Source organism: Isoptericola sp. NPDC056134 (assembly GCF_042264825.1).
Classification (GTDB): Bacteria; Actinomycetota; Actinomycetes; order Actinomycetales; family Cellulomonadaceae; genus Isoptericola; species Isoptericola nanjingensis.
In genome coordinates, this window is sequence record NZ_JBHJVM010000017.1 from 1 (window position 1) to 18661 (window position 18661).

Sequence of the window (18661 nt, forward strand, 5' to 3'; positions counted from 1 at the left end):
TACTGCCCTCGCGAGGGGGTGGGAGAGTAGGACGCCGCCGGACACCCATTCACGAAAGGCCCACCCCACACCGGGGTGGGCCTTTCGCATACCCGTAACACCCCACCACGCCGTCGTGCCGATAGGCTCGTCGGGTGACTGGAGCACCGCACCTTCCTGCCACCGGACCGACGTCGTCGTGGCGAGCCCAACACTTCGTGAGCCTGCTGGACTTCGCGCGGCCGTCCCTGGGAGGGGACGGGACCGCCGGGTGGCTCGACGAGGCCGGGGCCGTCGACCCGGCACAGCCGGCTCACCTGTGGATCACCTGCCGGATGACGCACTCCTACGGGCTCGGACATCTCCTGGGGGTCGAGGGCGCAGGTGCGCTGCTGGACCGGGGGATCGCCGGCCTGTCGCGGGCGTTGGCGGACGCCGACGAGGGTGGCTGGCTGGCCTCCCGGGGGCCGGGCGACGCGTTCGACGGGATCAAGCAGGCGTACGGTCATGCGTTCGTCGTGCTGGCCGGTTCGACCGGGACCGTGGCGCGCGTGCCAGGTGCCGTGACGCTCCTCGAGGCGGCACTGTCGGTGCTCGACCGACGTTTCTGGGAGGCCGAGCACCTGCTGCACCTCGACGAGCGGTCGCGCGACTGGGGCACGGTCGACCCGTACCGCGGGGTCAACGCGAACATGCACTCCGTCGAGGCGCTCCTTGCCGCGCACGACGCCACGGGGGAGACCCGCTGGCTCGATCGGGCGGCGGTCGTGGCCGACCGCGTGATCGGCTGGGCTGCCGGCAACGACTGGCGGATCCCGGAGCACTTCGACACGGAGTGGCGGCCGCAGCTCGAGTACAACGCCGACCGTCCGCACGACCCGTTCAAGCCGTACGGCGCCACACCGGGCCACGGCCTGGAGTGGGCGCGGTTGCTCCTGCAGGTGGACGTCGCCGCGAGGACGCAGGGTCGGCGCACCGACGCAGCACGGCAGCTGTTCGATCGCGCCGTGGCCGACGGGTGGGACGGGCCCGGGGGCGGCTTCGTGTACACGACGGACTGGCACGGGACCCCGGTCGAGGCGCGCCGCTTCCACTGGGTGGCGGCCGAGGCGGCCGCGGCGGCCGACGTCCTGCACCGCACGACGGGCGAGGCGCGCTACGCCGAGCTCGCCGACACATGGTGGGCGTGGATCGACGCCCACCTGGTGGACCACGAGCGGGGCTCCTGGTTCCACGAGCTCGACACGGCCAACCGCCCCTCGGGCCGGACCTGGGTCGGCAAGCCCGACATCTACCACGCGGCCCAGGCCGTGATCCTGCCGGACCTGCCCCTCACCGGGTCGTTCGCGGCGTCCGCCCGGGAGGCCGGGCCGCTGCTGGCCGGCACCCGACTGGGCGACGCGGTGACGACCTCGTGAGGATCTCCGCGAAGGCCGACTACGCGGTGCGGGCGGCCGCCGAGCTCGCCGCGTCCGGCGAGGGCCCCGTGCCGGCCGAGGCTCTCGCCCGCGCGCAGCAGGTGCCCCACCGCTTCCTCGAGGCGATCCTGAGCGACCTGCGGCGCGAGGGCATCGTCGCGAGCCGTCGCGGCGCGGGCGGCGGGTACGTGCTGGCCCGTCCGGCCGACAAGGTCACCGTCGCCGACGTCGTGCGCGCCGTGGACGGGCCGCTGGTGTTCGTGCGCGACGCGCGGCCCTCGGACCTGGAGTACACCGGCGCGGCGGCGTCGCTGCTGCACGTGTGGGTGGCGCTGCGCGTGAACGTCCGGGCCGTGCTGGAACAGGTGACCCTGGCGGACCTCGCGGCCGGGACGATCCCCGACGTCGTGCGACGGCTCACCGAGCAGGAATCGGCGTGGATCAACCCGTGAGCCCCGCTCCCGCGGCCTGACCGGCACGGGGCGGTCGGGGCGCGGCACGGCCCGCGCCGACCCCGGAAGGCGCGTCTCAGCATGCAGACAGATTCTTGAGACCGTTGAATCCGATAGAGCCGATCGGGTAACTTCACTGCAGACGCGGCGGACCCGCTGCCGCGCCGAAACGGAGGGAACCCCCGTGCGGACTCTCGTCCTCCTTGCCCTCGTGGGCCTCGGTGCGCAGCTTGTCGACGGCAGCCTGGGCATGGCCTACGGCGTCACCTCGACCACCCTGCTGCTCGCGATCGGTACCAACCCCGCGGCCGCGTCGGCGACCGTCCACCTCGCCGAGGTCGGGACGACGCTGGCGTCCGGTGCGTCGCACTGGCGGTTCGGGAACGTGGACTGGAAGGTCGTCACCAAGATCGGCATCCCCGGTGCGGTCGGCGCGTTCGCCGGCGCGACCTTCCTCTCGTGGCTGTCGACCGAGATCGCCAAGCCGCTGATGTCGATCCTGCTGCTGGGGCTGGGCCTGTACGTGCTGCTGCGCTTCACGCTCCGCGGGCTGCGCACGGACCGCCTCGGGCAGCCGCTCCGGAAGCGGTTCCTCACCCCGCTCGGCCTGGTCGCCGGGTTCATGGACGCCACGGGTGGCGGCGGCTGGGGGCCGGTGGGCACGCCCGCCATCCTCGCGAGCGGCCGCATGGAGCCCCGCAAGGTGATCGGCTCGATCGACACCAGCGAGTTCTTCGTGGCCGTCGCCGCGAGCCTCGGCTTCCTCTTCGGCCTCGGGACCGCGGGCATCAACCCGACCTGGGCCCTGGCGCTGCTCATCGGCGGCCTGATCGCGGCGCCGATCGCGGCGTGGCTCGTCCGCCTGGTGCCGCCGCGCGTCCTCGGCTCCGCCGTCGGCGGGATCATCGTGCTCACCAACGTCCGCACCCTGCTGAGCCTCGACGAGTTCCCGGTGAGCGACGGCGTGCGGGGTCTCGTCCTCGGGCTCATCGCGGTCGGCTGGGCCGCCGCCGTCGCCTACTCGTTCCGCGAGCACCGCAAGGCGGTCGCGGCGGAGCGGGCCGAGGCGGCCGGCGAGCACCCCGAGGCCGCGGCGACGACGGTCGCCTGACGCCTGCCCCCGGCACGGCCGAGGCCACCGACGACACCGCCACCGCACGTCACCCGCCGTGCGGTGGCGGTGTCGCGCCGTCCCGGTACGGTGGTGAAGCCAGGATTACTGCGCGCCTGACCCAGCTGCACGGCACTGGGGGTGAGCCTCGATGTCCAGCACGACCAACGACACACCGCGCCGCGAGCTCGTCGCCCTCGCGGAGCTGCTGGGTGCGGGGAGCCAGCTGCTCGTGGGCCGGTACCGCGTCGACGTCGCCACGGGGGAGTGGTGGTGGTCGGACGAGGTCTTCCGGATCTTCGGTCGCGAGCCGGGCAAGATCGCGCCGGGACCGGAGGTGCTGCGCGCCCACCTGCATCCCGACGACCGCGAGCGGCTCTCCCGGACGGCGGTGGTCGCGCTCGGCACCGGGCGGCCGTTCTCGGGGGCGCACCGCGTCGTGGACGACCACGGGCGCACCCATACCGTCGTCGTGACCGGACAGGGAAGGCATGGGGCCGACGGCGCGTCGTCGCAGATCGTCGGCTACGTCATCGACGCGAGCCCGGTCGTGCGGGACGCGCTGGAGCGCGAGGCGCACCGGGCCGTGTCCCGAGCGTTCGTCGCGGCCGCGGCCGCCGAGCAGGCCAAGGGCGCCATCATGGCGGTGTGCGGCGTGGACGAGTCGGTCGCCACCGAGGTGCTCGCGGACGCCGGCGCGCAGGTCGGGATCTCCGCCCAGTCGGCGGGCGAACAGGTGATGAAAGGGCTCGCGCGGCCCGTCGGGGACCGCGACGCCGCGCTCACGGCGGCGGAGGTGGTGCGGTCCGCCCCGCCGGCCCAGGACGCGGCGGACCGGCTCAGCCAGGCGCTCGCCACCGTGCGGCCGGTGGACCGGCCGCACGGGCACGACGCGCAGCTCGCCCGCCGGCGTCCGCGCGCGAGCCACTGACCCGCAGGGCGGGCCCGTCAGGAGCGGGGGATCAGCGGCCGGGGACGAACCGGGCCGCCGCGCGCACGGCGCCCTTGCGGGCGAGGCGCTTCGCGAGCACCGCGACCCCGCCCGAGACCGCCGCGAAGGTGACGGCCTGGATGATCGAGATCTCGTCGTCGTCCACGTTGGTGGGCGCCACGCTGCCCGTCGTCTTCTCCCAGACCACCCCGATCAGCTTCTGCGCGACCCATCCGGCGGCGATCGTCAGCACCACCGTGCCGACCTTCACGCCCAGCGGCTGCTCGGTGTCCGTCACGTGCTCTCCCTCGGTAGGTCCCGGCGCGGCCTCGGCACGACCGCGCGTCGTCTCGCGTGCGTCCGCGGCCGCCGGGCGGCGTCACGGCACGTCAGGCACGTCACACCCCGAGGCCGAGGACTGCACCACGGTAGCGCGGCGTCGGCGGGTAGGCTCGTGGTGATACGACAGGGGAGCGCCCACCGGCGCTGAGAGTGCGGACCGCCGCAGACCCTCGAACCTGACCCGGTTAGCACCGGTGGAGGAAGTCGGGAATCTCGTTCCCTGCGGACGGCCGCACCACGACGGTGCCGGGTGCCCGCAGGACCCCCTTCTCGCACCTTGAGGAGGACAGCATGAAGCTCACGACCACCGCCCGGACCACGGCCGCCACCGCGGGCGTCGTCGCCCTGCTGCCGCTGCTGGCGGCGTGCGGCGGGACGCCCACGGACGACGCGAGCGGCGCGGCGTCGAGCACGGTCACGCTCGTCACCCACGACTCGTTCGCCGTCTCCGACGACGTCCTTGCCGCGTTCGAGAAGGAGTCCGGTCTCACCGTCGAGCAGGTGGCCCCGGGCGACGCGGGCACGCTGGTGAACCAGCTCGTGCTCACCAAGGACGCGCCGCTGGGCGACGTCGTCTTCGGCGTGGACAACACGTACGCGTCGCGGGCCGTCGACGCCGGGGTCCTCGAGGAGTACCAGCCGGCCGACCTCGCCCCGGAGGTCGCGGCCTACGCGCCCGACGACCTGGCGGGCACGCTGACGCCGGTCGACGTGGGCGACGTGTGCATGAACCTTGACGACGGCTGGTTCGAGAAGCACGGCGTCACGCCCCCGACGACGCTCGAGGACCTCGCGAAGCCGGAGTACGCGGACCTCACCGTCGTGACCAATCCGGCGACGTCGTCCCCCGGCCTCGCGTTCCTGCTCGCGACGATCGGCGCGTTCGGCGCGGACGGCTGGGAGGCCTACTGGGCCGACCTACGCGACAACGGCCTCAAGGTGGCCGAGAGCTGGGAGGACGCGTACTACGTGGACTTCTCCGGCGCCGGCGAGGGCGGGCAGCGCCCGATCGCGCTGTCGTACGCGACGTCGCCTGCGTTCACCGTGAGCGACGACGGGAAGACCTCCGCCACGAGCGCGATGCTCGACACCTGCTTCCGGCAGGTCGAGTACGCGGGCGTGCTGGCGGGCGCCGAGAACCCCGAGGGCGCCGAGAAGCTGGTGGACTTCCTGACGAGCGCCGAGTTCCAGGCCGACGTGCCCGGCCAGATGTACATGTACCCCGCGGACCCGGGCGTGGAGCTGCCCGCCGACTGGCAGCAGTTCGCGCCCCTGGCCGACGAGCCGTTCGACGTGGCGCCCGCCGACGTCGCCGCGCACCGCGACGAGTGGATCGAGCAGTGGACGGCGACGGTCGTCGGCTGACGCGCCCCGTGCCCCGCGTCCCGCGCGCCACCGCCCGCCCGGCAGCCCGGGCGGCGCGGTGGCGCGCCGCCCGGCGGGGTGCAGACCGATGGGGCGCGTGGCTCGGCTGGGGCGCGGCCGTCGCGCTCCCGCTGGGCTTCCTCGCGGTCTTCTTCGCGTGGCCGGTGGTGTCGCTCGTCCTGCAGGGGTTCTTCACCGAGACCGCGGCGGGGCGGGAGCTCGACCTGTCCGGCTTCGCAGAGGTGCTGTCCCAGGAGCGCACGTGGCGGATCGTCGGGCAGACGCTCGCCCAGGCGATCACGGGCACGGCGCTGTCGGTGCTGCTCGGCCTGCCCGGCGCGTACGTGCTGTACCGGTGCCGGTTCCCGGGGCGCACCCTCGTGCGCGGCCTGGTGACCGTGCCGTTCGTGCTGCCGAGCGTCGTCGTCGGCGTCGCGTTCCGCGCGCTCTTCGCCCCCGGCGGGCCGCTCGGCTGGGCGCACCTGGAGGAGAGCTTCGCGGGCATCGTGCTCGCCCTGGTCTTCTTCAACTACGCGGTCGTGGTGCGCACCGTCGGCGGCATGTGGGAGCGGCTCGACCCGCGCGCCGAGCAGGCCGCCCGCGCGCTCGGCGCCACGCCGTGGCGCGCGTTCCGCACCGTGACGCTGCCCGCGCTCGGCCCGGCGATCGCGTCGGCCGCCGCGGTCGTCTTCCTGTTCTGCGCGACGGCGTTCGGAGTCGTCCTCGTCCTCGGCGGCCTGCGCTACGGCACGATCGAGACGGAGATCTGGACGCGCACCACCCAGTTCCTCGACCTGCGCTCGGCGGCGGTGCTGTCGGTGCTGCAGCTCGTCGTGGTGGCCGGCGCGCTGCTGGTCAGCTCCCGCGCCCGGGCGCGCCGGGAGCGGGCCCTGCACCTCACGAGCGACAGCGTGTCCGCGCACCGGCTGCGGCTGCGCACCGGTGCCGACGGCACGGACGTCGTGCCGGCGCTCGTCACCCTCGTCGTGGTCGCCGGGCTGCTCGTGCTGCCCATGGCGGGGCTCGTCACGCGGTCGCTGCGGGCTCCCGACGGCTCCTGGGGCCTCGACAACTACGTGGCCCTCGGCACCACCGGCGGGCGCAACGCCCTGACCGTCACGGTCTGGGAGGCACTGGGCAACTCGCTGCGCACCGCGGCGTGGGCCGCGCTGATCGCCGTCGTCGTGGGCGGCCTCGTGGCGCTCGTCGTGTCGCGTCGCCCGCGGCGTGCGGGTCTGCGGAGCGCCGTCGGGGTGCTCGACGCCGCGTTCATGCTGCCCCTGGGCGTCTCCGCCGTGACGGTGGGCTTCGGCTTCCTCATCACGCTGGACAAGCCGTTCGGGCTCGACGTCGACCTGCGCACCTCCGGCGCGCTCGTCCCGATCGCGCAGGCCGTCGTCGCCATCCCGCTCGTCGTGCGCACGATGCTGCCGGTGCTGCGCGCCATCGACCCGCGGCTGCGCGAGGCGGCCGCCACGCTGGGCGCGGCGCCGGGGCGGGTGCTGCGGACCGTCGACGGCCCGCTGGGCGCGCGGTCGCTGGGGCTGGCGATCGGGTTCGCGTTCGCGGTCTCGCTCGGAGAGTTCGGTGCGACGTCGTTCCTCGCCCGCCCCGACACGGCCACGCTGCCTGTGGTGATCTACCGGCTGATCGGGCGGCCCGGGGCCGAGAACTACGGGATGGCGCTCGCGGCGTCGGTGGTGCTGGCCGTGCTCACCGCGACCGTCATGATGGTGGCCGAGCGCCTGCGCGGCGACCGGCCGGGAGGGGAGTTCTGATGGAGCAGGGCCAGACGACGGGGCTCGCCGTGCGCGACGCCGTCGTGCGGTACGGCGCCACGCGCCGCCGACCGGGGGCGGTCGCGGTGGACGGCGTCTCGCTCGACGTCGCGGCAGGCGAGATCGTCGCGCTGCTCGGGCCGAGCGGCTGCGGCAAGTCGTCGCTGCTGCGCGCCGTCGCCGGGCTGGAGCCGCTCGCGGGCGGCACCGTGGCGTTCGACGGCGCGGACCTCGCGGGCGTGCCCGTGCACCGGCGGAACTTCGGCCTGCTCTTCCAGGACGGCCAGCTCTTCCCGCACCGGGACGTCGGCCGCAACGTGGCCTACGGGCTCGAGACCCTGGGCGTGCCGCGTGCCGAGCGGGCCGCGCGGGTCGCCGAGCTGCTCGCCGACGTCGGGCTCGCGGGCTACGAACGCCGGTCCGTCGCGACGCTGTCGGGCGGGGAGAAGCAGCGCGTGGCGCTCGCCCGGGCCCTCGCGCCCCGCCCGCGGCTGCTGCTGCTCGACGAGCCGCTGTCCGCCCTCGACCGCCGCCTGCGCGAGCGGCTCGCCGTCGACGTCCGCGACACCCTCCAGGCCACCGGCACCACCGCCGTCTTCGTCACGCACGACCACGACGAGGCCTTCACCGTCGCCGACCGCGTCGCCGTCATGGACGCCGGGCAGCTGCTCCAGGTGGACGCCCCCGACGTGCTGCTGCGCGCGCCCGCGAGTCCGCGCGTCGCGGAGTTCCTGGGGCTGTCCGCGGACGGCGACGTGCCGGTGCCCGGCCGCCCCGAGGAGCCCGTGCGGGGCTGACAGGGCCTGCGCTCATGCCTCGCCGGCGTCGTGCACGAGCAGGGCGACCTGCGTGCGGTTCTCCAGCCCGAGCTTCTCGAGCACGCTCGACACGTGCGCCTTCACGGTCGGCACGCTGAGGTAGAGCCGGGCCGCGATGTCGGCGTTCGACGCGCCAAGGCCGAGCTCGACGGCGACGTCCCGCTCGCGGGCGGTGAGCGCGTCCAGGGCGGCGCGGGCGCGGTCGCGCGACCCGTCCGAGCCGGCGACGGCGGCCATCAGCCGCCGCGCGACGTCGGGCGCCAGCACCGGCTCGCCCGCGGCGGCCGCGTGGACGGCGGCGGCGATGCGGGCGGGCGGCATGTCCTTGAGCAGGTAGCCCGCGGCCCCGGCGCGCAGCGCCCCGCCCACCTCCTCGGCGGTGTCGAACGTGGTGAGCACGACGACGGCCGGCGGCGACGGGCGGGCGCGCACCCGCCGGGTGGCCGCGATGCCGTCCATGCCCGGCATGCGCAGGTCCATGAGCACGACGTCGGCCGGGTGCGCGTCCAGGACGCCGGGCACCTCCGCACCGTCGGCCGCCTCCGCCACGACCCGCATCCCGTGCGCGCCGTCGAGCATGAGGCGCAGGCCCGCGCGCACCAGCGCGTCGTCGTCCACCAGGACGATCCGCACGGGGGTCTCGTCCACGGGGCCGGTGGCGGGGAGCGGGCCGGGCCCGGGCGTCGTCGTCACGCGTCCCACGGTAGCCACGCCTCCACCGTGAAGCCGCGCGACGCGTCGGGGCCCGAGCTCGGCCCGGTGGCCAGCGTGCCGCCCAGCAGCGTGGCGCGCTCGCGCAGCCCGACCAGCCCCGTGCCCGTGCCCACCCCGTCCGGGGCGACGGCGCCCGGTGCCGCGCCGTCGTCCACCACCCGCACCCGGACCTCGCCCGGGGCGGTCGCGACGGTCACCCGCACGGCCGCGCCCGGCGCGTGCCGGCGCGCGTTGGTCAGCGACTCCTGCACGACCCGGAACACGGCCGTCGCGACCGTGGCCGGCGGGACGTCGTCGCCCGTGCGCTCGTACGTCACGTCGGTCCCGGCGGCGCGGGAGTCGTCGACGAGCCGGCGCACGTCGTCGAGGCCGGGTACGGGGCCGAGGTCGTCCGGGCCGGCGCGGAGCAGGCGGATGACCTGCCGCAGGTCCTCGAGCGCGTCGCTCACGCCCGCGCGGACCCGCCCCGCGGCGGCGGCGAGCGCGGCCGGGTCGGCGTCCGGGCGGTACTCCATCGCGCCCGCGGTGGCGGCCAGGAGCGAGAGGCGGTGCGCGAGGGTGTCGTGCATCTCGCGGGCGATCCGGGTGCGCTCGGCCGTGCGCGCCTCCGCGACCCGCCGCTCCTGCTCGGCCTCCGCGCGGCGCGCCCGGTCGCGCAGGGACCACAGCACGAGGGACCGCTCGCGCCCGTACGCGCCCCAGCCGAAGAGCGCGGCGTGGACCGCGACGTCGCACAGGAGCCACCAGCCCAGCGGCAGGCCCACCGGACGCCACAGCGCCTGGACCGCGTGCCCCAGGATCCCCGCCCCCGCGACCCACGCGGCGGTGCGGACCGGGTACCAGCGCGCCACCTGCAGCGTGCCCACGGTCGCCGCGGGAGTCGCCGCCCCCGACACGGCGGCCAGGGCGGCGAGCGCGAGCGCGGCGGGCACGCTGCGGCGCGTCATCAGGAACGGGACGAGGGCGAGGGACGCGAGCGCGACGGCGACGTCGACGACGGCGGGCACCTGCGGCGTCGTGCCGACGACGGAGGTGTCCGGTGCGGCGGTCACGACGGCCGCCGTCGCGGCGGCGGTGAGGACGGCGACGAGCCCCCAGGCGGTCGCGACGACGCCGCGCGGCACGGGCGGGGGTCCCTGGGCGGGCGGCGGGCCCGGGACGCCGGCCGGCCGGGGGCCGACGACGGCGGGCTGCGGGGTGGTGCCGGTGGACGTCATGACCGGGACGCTACGGCGGGCGGTCGCACCGCGACACCGTCGAAAGTCGGGGGTGGTCCCGACCGGCGACCAGGCGACGACCGACCGCGGCAGGGCGCGCGGCAGGCACGCCGCGCGGGAACGTCGTCGTGCCGGCAGGGTGCCGGCGCCGAGGAGGGGACGACATGGACACCACGACGAACAGGACCGGCGAGACGCAGGGCCGCACGCCGCGAGGACCGGCGGGGCGCACGTGGCGCGACCGGGCGTGGTGGAACCGTCCGCGGACGGTCGTGGTGGGTGCCGTGCTCACGGGGGCGGTGGTCTTCCTGGTCGGCACGCTGGCCGGCGTGGACCCCCAGGTCCGGGCCGGGTCGGGCACCCTCGAGGTCACGATCTCCCTGGTGATCGCCACGAGCCTCACGGCGGCACTGGGTGGCTGGGGCGTCCGCGCCCTCCTGCTGCGCCGCCCGGACGGCGGCCGCACGGCGTGGCTGGTGCTGAGCGGCGCCGTCCTGCTGGTGTCCCTGCTGGGCCCGCTGGGTGCCGAGAACGCCGGCGCGACGGCGCTGCTCCTGCTGGAGCACCTCGCCGTCGGCGGCGTGATCATGGTGGGCCTCAGCGGGGCGGAGCCTCGGGGCGCCAGAGCGGCGTGACGACGTCCCGTGCCGCGAGCATGAGCGCGAGCAGGGGGCCGCGCTGCCGCTCGAACGCGGCCCGGTCCACCAGCCCGCGGTCCAGGCGGCGGTGCAGCATCGCCAGCTCGGTCGCCGCCTGCTGGTAGTCCCGCATCGCGCGGGCCGGGCCGGGGCCGCCCGCGGCACGCACCTGGGCGCGGGCCCGGCGGCGGCGCTTCAGCGACGTGAGCATCACGACGTCCGGCAGGGCGACGACGCCCAGCGGACCGTACTGCGGCAGGTGCTGCCCGATGAGCGCCACGATGCGCGCGCGGTCGTGACGCACGACGACGAGCAGCCCGACGACGACCCCCAGTCCCAGCAGGTACACCGCGACGACGGCCTCGACGCCGAGCGACGCGGCGCCGTTCCACAGCGCGTGGTACGTCATCGCGCCGAGCAGGCCGAGGAGCACGGGCCACACCCGGGCCCAGCCGCGCGGGGCGAGCGCGGCCGTCGCGATCCCCAGGCCGGTGAGGGACGTGCACAGCGGGTGGATCAGCGGCGACAGGAGGCCGCGGGCCACGAACGTCGCGGCCAGCCCCTCCGGGCCGGCGACCGTGTAGTAGTGGATGTTCTCGATCGTGGCGAAGCCGAGGCCCACCATCGAGCCGTAGATGATGCCGTCGGTCGGGCCGTTGAGCTCGTGCCGGCGGAACCAGAGCATGCCGACGAGGACCAGCGCCTTGAGGGTCTCCTCGACGACGGGCGCGGTGAGCACCGCCGTCGCGACGAAGCCCTCCTCCTGGCCGAGCAGCGGCGTCCACAGCAGGGTGAGCCCGGCGGTGTTGATCCCCATCGCGACCAGCACGGACACGCCCGCGCCCCACAGGAACGCGAGCACCAGGGCGTCCGGCGGCTCCGGCTCGAGGCGGTCGAGGGCGAGCACGCCCGCCAGCAGCAGCGGGAGGGGCAGGACGGCGAGGAACAGGCCCTCGAGGAACGTCGGGCCCTCCGCGGACGTCACCACCAGCGCGGCGAGCAGGCACGCCGACGACACGGCGATCGCGACGATGACGCCCACCGACGGGCGGCGCGTGGGGCGCCCGTCGAGGATCGCGCGAGGGTCCAGGGCCGGCATGGGCCCTGATCCTAGGTGCGACGGGGCTGCGGCACCGCGATGATCTCCCCAGCGGACCAGGTCGACCCCGCCGTCCGCCCGTCCCGGAGGAGCCCTCATGGCCACGGTCGTGTCCACCCTGTTCATCTCGCTCGACGGCGTCGCGGAGATCGACCCCGCCTGGCACTTCCCCTACTTCGACGACCACATGGCCCGCGCCGTCGACGACGACTACCGCGACACCGACGTCCTGCTGATCGGCCGCGTCACCTACGACAGCTTCGCCGGCGCGTGGCCCGGTCGGGAGGAGGCAGGAGAGGAGGACGCGGCGTTCGCCCGGCGGCTGGGGGACATGCGCAAGGTGGTCGTGACCCGCTCGACGCACGACCTCGGCTGGCGCCACGTCGAGCGGCTCGACGGCGACCTGCCGGCCGCAGTCGAGGCGCTGAAGGCCGAGGACGGCGTGGAGAAGATCCTCGTGCCAGGGTCGCTGTCGGTCGTCCGCCAGCTCCTCGCGGCGGGGCTGCTCGACGAGCTGCGCCTGCTGGTGCACCCGGTCGCGGCCCGCCGCGGCGCGCGCCTCTTCGACGAGGGCGACACGGTCTACCCGCTGGCCCTGCGCCGGTCCGAGGCCTTCCCGACCGGCGTGGTCCGCCTGGTCTACGCGCCGGGCGAGCTGCCGAGCCTGGCGGAGTACGACGACGTGAAGGGTCAGGTGCCGAGCGGCGACTGAGGGTCGCTCGTCCGACGGACGACCACGACGGCGACGTCGTCCTCCCGGCCGGCGTCGGTGAACCTGTCCACGAGGCGTGCGCACACCTCCGCAGGGGTGAGCCCGGCGAGCGTGCGGGCCGCGTCCACGAGCTCGTGGACGCCCTCCCGCAGGGTGCGGTCGCGGCGCTCGACCAGCCCGTCCGTGACGAGCACCAGGAGGTCGCCCGGGCCCAGCGCGTCGCGCCGTGCGGGCCGCTCGTCCGGGCTCGCCAGGCCCAGGAGGCGGGCCGGCGACTTCTCCGCGACCACCGTCCCGTCGGTCCGGACCACGAGCGGAGGCAGGTGGCCGGCGTCGGTCATCTCGATGCTGCCGTCGGCGGGGTCGATGACGCAGACGCACACCGTGGTGAGCTCCGGGTGGTCCTGCCGCAGCGAGTCGTTGAGCAGGTCGAGCGCGCGGGCGGCATCGTGGCCCTCGCGCAGGTAGGCGCGGAGGGTGAGGCGCACCTCGGCCATGACGGTGGCCGCCCGCAGCGAGTGCCCCTGGACGTCCCCGATCACGACGGCGACCCGGCCGTCGGGCAGGTCGAAGGCGTCGTAGAAGTCCCCGCCGACGTCGAGGCGCTCGTCCGACGCCTCGTAGCGGGCGGCGACCTCGACACCGCCGCGCACCGTGAGACCGGAGGGCAGGAGCCGCCGCTGGAGCGCCATCGCGATGCGGTGCTCCTCGGCGAACGTCTTGAGGTTCCGGAGGGCCACGGTGATGCCCTCGGTGAACCGGGCGGCGACCTCACGCTCCTCCGCCGACGGGCTGCTGGAGGCGTCGTCGGCCTGCAGCGCCAGCCCGCCCACGAGGTTGCCCTCGGCGTCGCGCAGCCACACCGTCCACCAGGCGGACCGCGGCACGCCCGCCTGCGCCAGCAGGGGGACCCAGTGGTCGGGCACGTCGTCGGCGCCGAACGTGGCCGACGAGACCGGCCCCGGCGGCAGCACGGGGAGCGTCCCTCGCCCGCGCACCAGCGGCGCGTCCGGGGCAGGGCACACCGCGCGGACCACGGTCTGCTGGTCGACGACCACCATCGCGACGGCGGGCCGCCCGAGCACGGCGCAGGCGCCCTGGGCGACGAGGTCGGCCACGAGCTCCTGGGTCCGGGCCTGGTGCAGGAGGGCGAGCGCGTCGGCGAGCGCCTCGAACCGACGCACGGCGCGCCCGGCCCCGCGATGGGCGTCGTGCGCGCGGCACAGTGCGCCCACGGTGGCCAGGAACTCGTCCTGGTCGAGCGGCTCGGGCAGGTAGGCGTCGGCGCCGCCGGCCAGCCCGGCGGTCCGTGCGGCGGCGTCGATCGACGTGGCGGACACGTGCATCACCGGAACGTGGGCGGTCAGCGGGTCCGCCTTGATCCGGCGGCAGACCTCGGACCCGGTGAGGTCCGGGAGGTTGACGTCGAGGACCACCGCGTCGATCGTCGCGGCCACCAGGTCCAGCGCCTCCGCGCCGGTCCCCGCCTCGAGCACGTCGAAGCCCGCGCCCCGCAGCCACGTCGCCATGACGTAGCGGTGCGCGCGGGTGTCGTCCACGACGAGGACGGTGCGGTCGGCGGGCGTCATGCGGCACCGCCGTCACGGAGCGCGCGGGTGAGGGAATCTCGGTCGAGCGTCGACTTCGGCAGGAAGGGCGCCGGCCGCCCCACCCCTGTCTGGTCCGGGGCGGGGCCGCTGGACATGAGCGCGACGGCCAGGTGGGGGTGCTCGGCACGGAGCCGCGCGAGCAGGCCCACGCCGTCGAGCTCCGGCAGCCGCACGTCCACGACGGCCGCATCGGCAGGGGCGTCCCGCAGGAGAGCGAGCGCGTGCCGCCCGTCGTGGGCGACGCTGACGCGGTCGGCGTCCTCGCGCAGCAGTCCCGCGACGTACGCGCCGTACGACCGGTCGTCGTCGACGACCAGGACGTGGCCGAGCCCGGTCTCCGCGTCCCGCCCGGCCGTGGCGGGGGAGCGCGTGGGCGTGGGCACCGCCGTCGCGGTCCCCGCCGGGTCCGGGGGCGCGACGGGGAGGACGACGGTGAACGTGCTGCCGACGTCGGGGGCCGAGCTCGCCGTCAGCGTCCCGCCGAGAGCCTCGGAGGTGCGCCGGGCGTAGGGCAGGCCGAGGCCGGTCCCCCGGACGCCCGGCTGGAGGCGGTTGGGCACCTGGACGAACTCCTCGAACACGGCGTCCAGGTGCTCGGGGCCGATCCCCAGGCCGGTGTCCTCGACGACGAACCGCACGGCGTCGCCCTCGACGCGGGCGTCGAGCCGCACGCTGCCCCGTTCGGTGAACTTGACGGCGTTCGTCAGGAGGTTGCGCAGGACCCGCGCGACCAGCCGTCGGTCGCTCACGAGCGCCAGCCCGGGCTCGCACGCGACCACCAGCTCCACCCCGTCGCGCACCAGGGGGAGCGTCGTGCCCCGGAGCTCGTCGAGCAGCGCGGGCACGTCGATCGGCGCGGGCGCCACGTCCTGGTGCCCGGCCTCCGCGCGCGCGAGATCGAGGAGCTCGTCGACGAGGGTGAGCAGCGTGGCCGCGCTGTCGCGCACGAACTCCACCTGCTCGGCCTGGTCCCCGGACATCGTCGACGCCTGCAGGAGCGAGGTCAGCCCGATGATGGAGTTGACCGGGCTGCGCAGCTCGTGGCTGACGTTGCGCAGGAAGCGCGACTTGGCCTCGTTCGCGGCCGCCAGCTCCCGGCCGCGCTCGTCGAGCTCGGCGTACAGCGCGACGACGCCGGTGTTGGTCTCCTCCAGCTCTGCGGAGAGCTGGTGGTACATCGCGAGGACGCCGCGGTTGGTCTCCTCCAGCTCGGTGTTGAGCCGGCGGAGCTCCTCCCGCTGCGTCACCAGCTCGTCGTGCGTGCGCAGCAGCTCGGCGTTCTGCACCCGCAGCTCGTCGAGGGCGTTGGCCCCGTAGCCGACGGTGATCGCGCGGCGCAGGGCGTCGGTGGTCGCCGTGTCGAGAGGCGCGGAGGCGCCCAGCTCGACCACGAGGGTGACGTGGCGGCCGTCCGCGCCGAGCACGACCTCGTCGACGAGACGCCGTGCCGCCGGGACGCCACCGTCGGCGGCGCTGCCCGTCGTGGTCAGGCCGGCGGCCGACTCGAGGTCCGCACGCAGGAGCGGCCGGGCGCCCCGGTCGAGGCCGATGGTGACCTCCACGGGCCCGAGCGCGACGGCGGCACGACCGACCTCGGAGAGCGCGGTGGCGACCCGCACCTGGGTGTGGACGTCGAGGCCCAGGGCGCGGGAGATCTCGCGGCCCGCGCGGCGCAGGGCGAGCAGGTCCGTGTCGCCCTCGAGCCGGGTGGTGAGGAGCGGGGTGCCGGCCGTGGTCACGGGGTGCCTCCCAGGGGGACGACCACGACGCACGCGTCGTCCCGTCGCACGGCGAAGTCGCGCATGAGCACGCCCGCGACGACGAGAGGGGTGCGAGCCGTCAGCCCGGGGTAGGCGGCCAGGCTCGCGCGGTCGGTGAGCCCGTCGGAGTGCAGCACGAGCAGGTCGCCGGCGCCGACGGGCACGGCGACCTCGCGGACGGCCCGTGCGTGCGTGCCGGCGATGCCGGGCTGGCTCACGAGGCTCCGCGGCCGGTCGGCGCCCTGCACGGTGCCGCCGATGTTGCCGAGCCCGGCGTGCCGCAGCGTCCCGCGCTCCGCCCGCGACACGGAGACCGCCGCGCCGCGCGTGCCGCCCAGAGCGCCGTGGACCCGTGCGAGGAGTGCGGAGGGGCCGGCGGGCTCCGCCTCGAGGAACGCGCGGACCGCCGACTGCGACGCGACGGCGGCCAGGGGACCGTGGCCGAGCCCGTCGGCGACGAGGACCGAGGTCACACCGTCGTCCGTCCGGAGGGCGAACGCGTCGCCGCAGACGGCCTGCCCGGTCATCGGCCGCGTCAGCCCCGCCCCCGGTGCGGGATCGGGGCGGGAGCCGGGGGAGGCGAAGGTGGCGGCCACCACCGTGCCCTGCCCGGGCGCCGACCAGGCGTCCCACGACGAGGTGAGCCGCGGCAGCGTGCCGAGCCCGATGCCGAGGGTGCCGCGCGAGGACACCCCGTCCCGCATCGCGGCGTCGAGGTCGCGCATTCCGGGGCCGGAGTCCACCGCCAGCACCTCGAGCGCGGCATGGTCGTCCCAACGACGGACGCGCAGCACGACCGACCCCGAGCCGGCGTGCCGGGTCTGGTTGGACGCCAGCTCGGACACCACGAGGCCGGCCTCCGCGGCGCGCGCCTCGCCCAGCCCGAGGCTCAGCGCGGCCGTCGTCGCGGCGCGCCGGACCGCGCCGACGGCGGAGGGATGGTCGACCGTGTGCCACACCCCGGCCTCCAGGGCGACCGCCGCGTCGGGCGAGGACGGCCCCGACGGGGAGATCATCGCGACCAGGTCACGATCTCGACCCGGGTCCCGGCTCCCGGTGCCGTGTCGATCGAGAACTGCTCCACCAGCCGCCGTGAGCCGGACAGCCCGAGGCCCAGCCCGTTGCCGCTGGTCCAGCCGTCCGTCAGCGCGAGGTCGAGGTCGGCGATGCCCGGACCCTCGTCGGAGAAGACGGCCCGGACACCGGACCGTCGGCCGTCGGCGACGAGCTCCACCTCGACCTCGCCGCCGCCGCCGTAGACCAGCGTGTTCCGCGCGAGCTCGCTCGCGGCCGTGACGAGCTTCGTCTGGTCGACGAGGGAGAGCCGCGCCTGCTGCGCGACCGTGCGGACGAGCTGTCGGACCCGGACCACGTCGGAGTCGGCACGCACCTCGAGCCGTTCCGTCGCCGTGGCCGAGGGCGCGGTCGTCATCTCGACTCTCGTTCGGCGGCCGCCGCGAGCAGCACGCTCTCGGCGGACTCGTGGGCGGGGGCGAGCATCGCGAGACCGCGCTCCACGTCCAGCGCGGTGCGGACGCCGCCGAGGGACAGCCCCAGCTCCACCATCGTGATGGCCACGGCGGGCCGCATGCCGACCACCACCGTCTGCGCGTCCAGGACGCGGGAGATCGCGGCGACCGACGCCAGCATCCGGCCGATGAAGCTGTCGACGATCTCCAGGCCCGAGATGTCGATGACGACGCCGCGCGCGCCGGTGCGTGTGATGCGCTCGGCCAGGTCCTCCTGCAGCTGCAGCGCGGTGTCGTCCTGGAGGTCCACCTGGATCGACACGAGGAGCGTCGACCCGATCTTGAGGATGGGGACGGCGTCGCTCACGCGGTCACCTCGGTGTGCGAGCGGCGACCCTCCCGCAGCGCGTCCACGAGCGCGTCCGCCAGCGTCGCGCGGGTGCGGATGTCCCCGAACTCGATCCCGAGCGCGACGACGGTCTGCGCGATCTGGGGACGGATGCCGCTGATCGTGCACTCCGCGCCCATGAGGCGCGCCGCGACGACCGTCCGCAGCAGGTGCTGGGCCACCTGCGTGTCGACCGCCGGCACGCCGGTGATGTCGATGATGGCCTGCGTGCTGCCCGTCTCGACGAGGGTGTTGAGCAGCTTCTCCATGACGACCTGGGTGCGCGCGGAGTCGAGGGTCCCGACCAGCGGCACCGCCACGATGCCCTCCCAGAGCTTGACGACCGGGGTCGACAGCTCCAGGAGCTGCTCGGCCTGCTCGCTGATGATCGACTCGCGGGCGGCGGCGAACGCCTCGAACGTGAACAGCCCGAGCTCGTCCACGAGGCGCAGCAGCGGCAGGACGCGCGTCATGGTGTCGTCCGACCCGGCCAGCCCGTACAGCCCCTCCTTGAGCGCGAACACGCCCACGGCGGTCTCGCGGGGCGTGAAGCCGAGCCGGGCGCGCGCGGCGGAGACGTCCGCCAGGATCCCGCGCAGCTGGTCGAAGGCCTCCGACTGCAGGTCGGTGCCTCCCGCCTGCAGGCCGTCGACGAGGGCCTGGTAGATGTCGGACTGCTCGCGCTCGAGCTCGCCGCGGGTGGTGCGTCCGCGCAGCTCGTCCACCGCGGCGTCCAGCCAGGCGGGGCGGACGGTCTCCGCATGGTCGACGAGGGTCTGTGCCAGGGCACTCGGCGCGACAGCAGTCATCGCGGGATCCTTCCGGACGAGGGGGGCTGGCCGTCTGCTCGACCGCGGTCA

Annotated in this window: 19 protein-coding genes and 1 riboswitch; of the genes, 9 read left to right on the top strand and 10 right to left on the bottom strand. The window is 75.5% G+C overall.

Going from position 1 to position 18661, the window contains the following annotated elements:
* Nucleotides 1-134: 134 nt before the first annotated feature.
* The 4 genes from ACFCZN_RS15685 to ACFCZN_RS15700 all read left to right on the top strand — a co-directional run bounded on the left by ACFCZN_RS15685 (nt 135) and on the right by ACFCZN_RS15700 (nt 3891).
* Entirely contained in the window at nt 135-1397 is a 1263-nt protein-coding gene (locus ACFCZN_RS15685; protein WP_430557353.1) for an AGE family epimerase/isomerase, read from the top strand.
* On the top strand, nt 1394-1849 hold the full coding sequence (locus ACFCZN_RS15690; protein WP_430545905.1) for an RrF2 family transcriptional regulator: 456 nt from the start codon (nt 1394-1396) through the stop codon (nt 1847-1849). Before ACFCZN_RS15685 ends, ACFCZN_RS15690 begins: the two co-directional genes overlap by 4 nt.
* Before the next feature lie 184 nt (nt 1850-2033).
* Nucleotides 2034-2960, top strand: a complete 927-nt coding sequence (locus ACFCZN_RS15695) for a sulfite exporter TauE/SafE family protein (protein WP_429766304.1) — start codon at nt 2034-2036, stop codon at nt 2958-2960.
* Nucleotides 2961-3111: 151 nt separating this feature from the next.
* Nucleotides 3112-3891, top strand: a complete 780-nt coding sequence (locus tag ACFCZN_RS15700) for a PAS domain-containing protein (RefSeq protein WP_429766306.1) — start codon at nt 3112-3114, stop codon at nt 3889-3891.
* Nucleotides 3892-3922: 31 nt separating this feature from the next.
* Here the strand turns inward: ACFCZN_RS15700 and ACFCZN_RS15705 are convergent, their stop codons facing one another.
* Nucleotides 3923-4189 (bottom strand): DUF4235 domain-containing protein, encoded by a 267-nt coding sequence (locus ACFCZN_RS15705; protein ID WP_429766307.1) that lies wholly within the window; start codon nt 4187-4189, stop codon nt 3923-3925.
* A 159-nt stretch (nt 4190-4348) separates the two neighbouring features.
* Nucleotides 4349-4453, top strand: a riboswitch (TPP riboswitch).
* A 71-nt stretch (nt 4454-4524) separates the two neighbouring features.
* Here ACFCZN_RS15705 and ACFCZN_RS15710 point away from each other — a divergent pair.
* Genes ACFCZN_RS15710 through ACFCZN_RS15720 form a run of 3 tightly spaced genes read left to right on the top strand, consistent with a single transcriptional unit; the run spans nt 4525 to nt 8173 of the window.
* Nucleotides 4525-5598 (top strand): thiamine ABC transporter substrate binding subunit, encoded by a 1074-nt coding sequence (locus ACFCZN_RS15710; RefSeq protein WP_430557354.1) that lies wholly within the window; start codon nt 4525-4527, stop codon nt 5596-5598.
* A complete protein-coding gene (locus tag ACFCZN_RS15715) occupies nt 5574-7376 on the top strand; it encodes an ABC transporter permease (RefSeq protein WP_430557355.1) in 1803 nt (600 codons plus the stop codon). Before ACFCZN_RS15710 ends, ACFCZN_RS15715 begins: the two co-directional genes overlap by 25 nt.
* Nucleotides 7376-8173: an ABC transporter ATP-binding protein gene (locus ACFCZN_RS15720; protein ID WP_430557356.1), complete on the top strand. Its 798-nt coding sequence runs from the start codon at nt 7376-7378 to the stop codon at nt 8171-8173. Before ACFCZN_RS15715 ends, ACFCZN_RS15720 begins: the two co-directional genes overlap by 1 nt.
* Before the next feature lie 12 nt (nt 8174-8185).
* Here the strand turns inward: ACFCZN_RS15720 and ACFCZN_RS15725 are convergent, their stop codons facing one another.
* Both ACFCZN_RS15725 and ACFCZN_RS15730 read right to left on the bottom strand, forming a co-directional pair.
* Nucleotides 8186-8887, bottom strand: coding sequence for a response regulator (locus ACFCZN_RS15725; protein ID WP_430557357.1), 702 nt, complete (start codon nt 8885-8887; stop codon nt 8186-8188).
* Nucleotides 8884-10125 (bottom strand): sensor histidine kinase, encoded by a 1242-nt coding sequence (locus ACFCZN_RS15730; RefSeq protein WP_430557358.1) that lies wholly within the window; start codon nt 10123-10125, stop codon nt 8884-8886. Before ACFCZN_RS15730 ends, ACFCZN_RS15725 begins: the two co-directional genes overlap by 4 nt.
* 164 nt (nt 10126-10289) lie before the next feature.
* Here ACFCZN_RS15730 and ACFCZN_RS15735 point away from each other — a divergent pair, with 164 nt between their 5' ends.
* Nucleotides 10290-10760 carry a DUF6069 family protein gene (locus tag ACFCZN_RS15735; protein ID WP_430557359.1) on the top strand — a complete coding sequence of 157 codons (471 nt, stop codon included), beginning with the start codon at nt 10290-10292 and terminating at the stop codon, nt 10758-10760.
* Here ACFCZN_RS15735 and ACFCZN_RS15740 read toward each other — a convergent pair.
* On the bottom strand, nt 10723-11862 hold the full coding sequence (locus ACFCZN_RS15740; protein ID WP_430557360.1) for a PrsW family intramembrane metalloprotease: 1140 nt from the start codon (nt 11860-11862) through the stop codon (nt 10723-10725). The two genes, ACFCZN_RS15735 and ACFCZN_RS15740, sit on opposite strands and share 38 nt — an antisense overlap.
* Before the next feature lie 97 nt (nt 11863-11959).
* On the opposite strand from ACFCZN_RS15740, the gene ACFCZN_RS15745 reads away from it, so the two are divergent.
* Complete coding sequence (locus tag ACFCZN_RS15745) at nt 11960-12574, top strand: dihydrofolate reductase family protein (RefSeq protein WP_430557361.1); 615 nt, start codon at nt 11960-11962, stop codon at nt 12572-12574.
* Here ACFCZN_RS15745 and ACFCZN_RS15750 read toward each other — a convergent pair.
* From ACFCZN_RS15750 to ACFCZN_RS15775, 6 genes are read right to left on the bottom strand one after another with little or no spacing between them, the layout of a single operon-like run.
* The gene (locus ACFCZN_RS15750; protein WP_430557362.1) at nt 12553-14163 is read right to left on the bottom strand and encodes a SpoIIE family protein phosphatase; all 1611 of its coding nucleotides are present in this window, start codon (nt 14161-14163) and stop codon (nt 12553-12555) included. The two genes, ACFCZN_RS15745 and ACFCZN_RS15750, sit on opposite strands and share 22 nt — an antisense overlap.
* On the bottom strand, nt 14160-15923 hold the full coding sequence (locus ACFCZN_RS15755) for an ATP-binding protein (protein WP_430557363.1): 1764 nt from the start codon (nt 15921-15923) through the stop codon (nt 14160-14162). Before ACFCZN_RS15755 ends, ACFCZN_RS15750 begins: the two co-directional genes overlap by 4 nt.
* Nucleotides 15920-16960 carry an ATP-binding protein gene (locus ACFCZN_RS15760; protein ID WP_429766324.1) on the bottom strand — a complete coding sequence of 347 codons (1041 nt, stop codon included), beginning with the start codon at nt 16958-16960 and terminating at the stop codon, nt 15920-15922. The genes ACFCZN_RS15755 and ACFCZN_RS15760 overlap by 4 nt, the downstream gene beginning before the upstream one ends.
* Nucleotides 16957-17376, bottom strand: a complete 420-nt coding sequence (locus ACFCZN_RS15765) for an ATP-binding protein (protein ID WP_429766326.1) — start codon at nt 17374-17376, stop codon at nt 16957-16959. Before ACFCZN_RS15765 ends, ACFCZN_RS15760 begins: the two co-directional genes overlap by 4 nt.
* The gene (locus ACFCZN_RS15770; protein WP_429766327.1) at nt 17373-17780 is read right to left on the bottom strand and encodes an STAS domain-containing protein; all 408 of its coding nucleotides are present in this window, start codon (nt 17778-17780) and stop codon (nt 17373-17375) included. The genes ACFCZN_RS15765 and ACFCZN_RS15770 overlap by 4 nt, the downstream gene beginning before the upstream one ends.
* Entirely contained in the window at nt 17777-18610 is an 834-nt protein-coding gene (locus ACFCZN_RS15775; RefSeq protein WP_429766328.1) for an STAS domain-containing protein, read from the bottom strand. Before ACFCZN_RS15775 ends, ACFCZN_RS15770 begins: the two co-directional genes overlap by 4 nt.
* Nucleotides 18611-18661 lie beyond the last annotated feature (51 nt).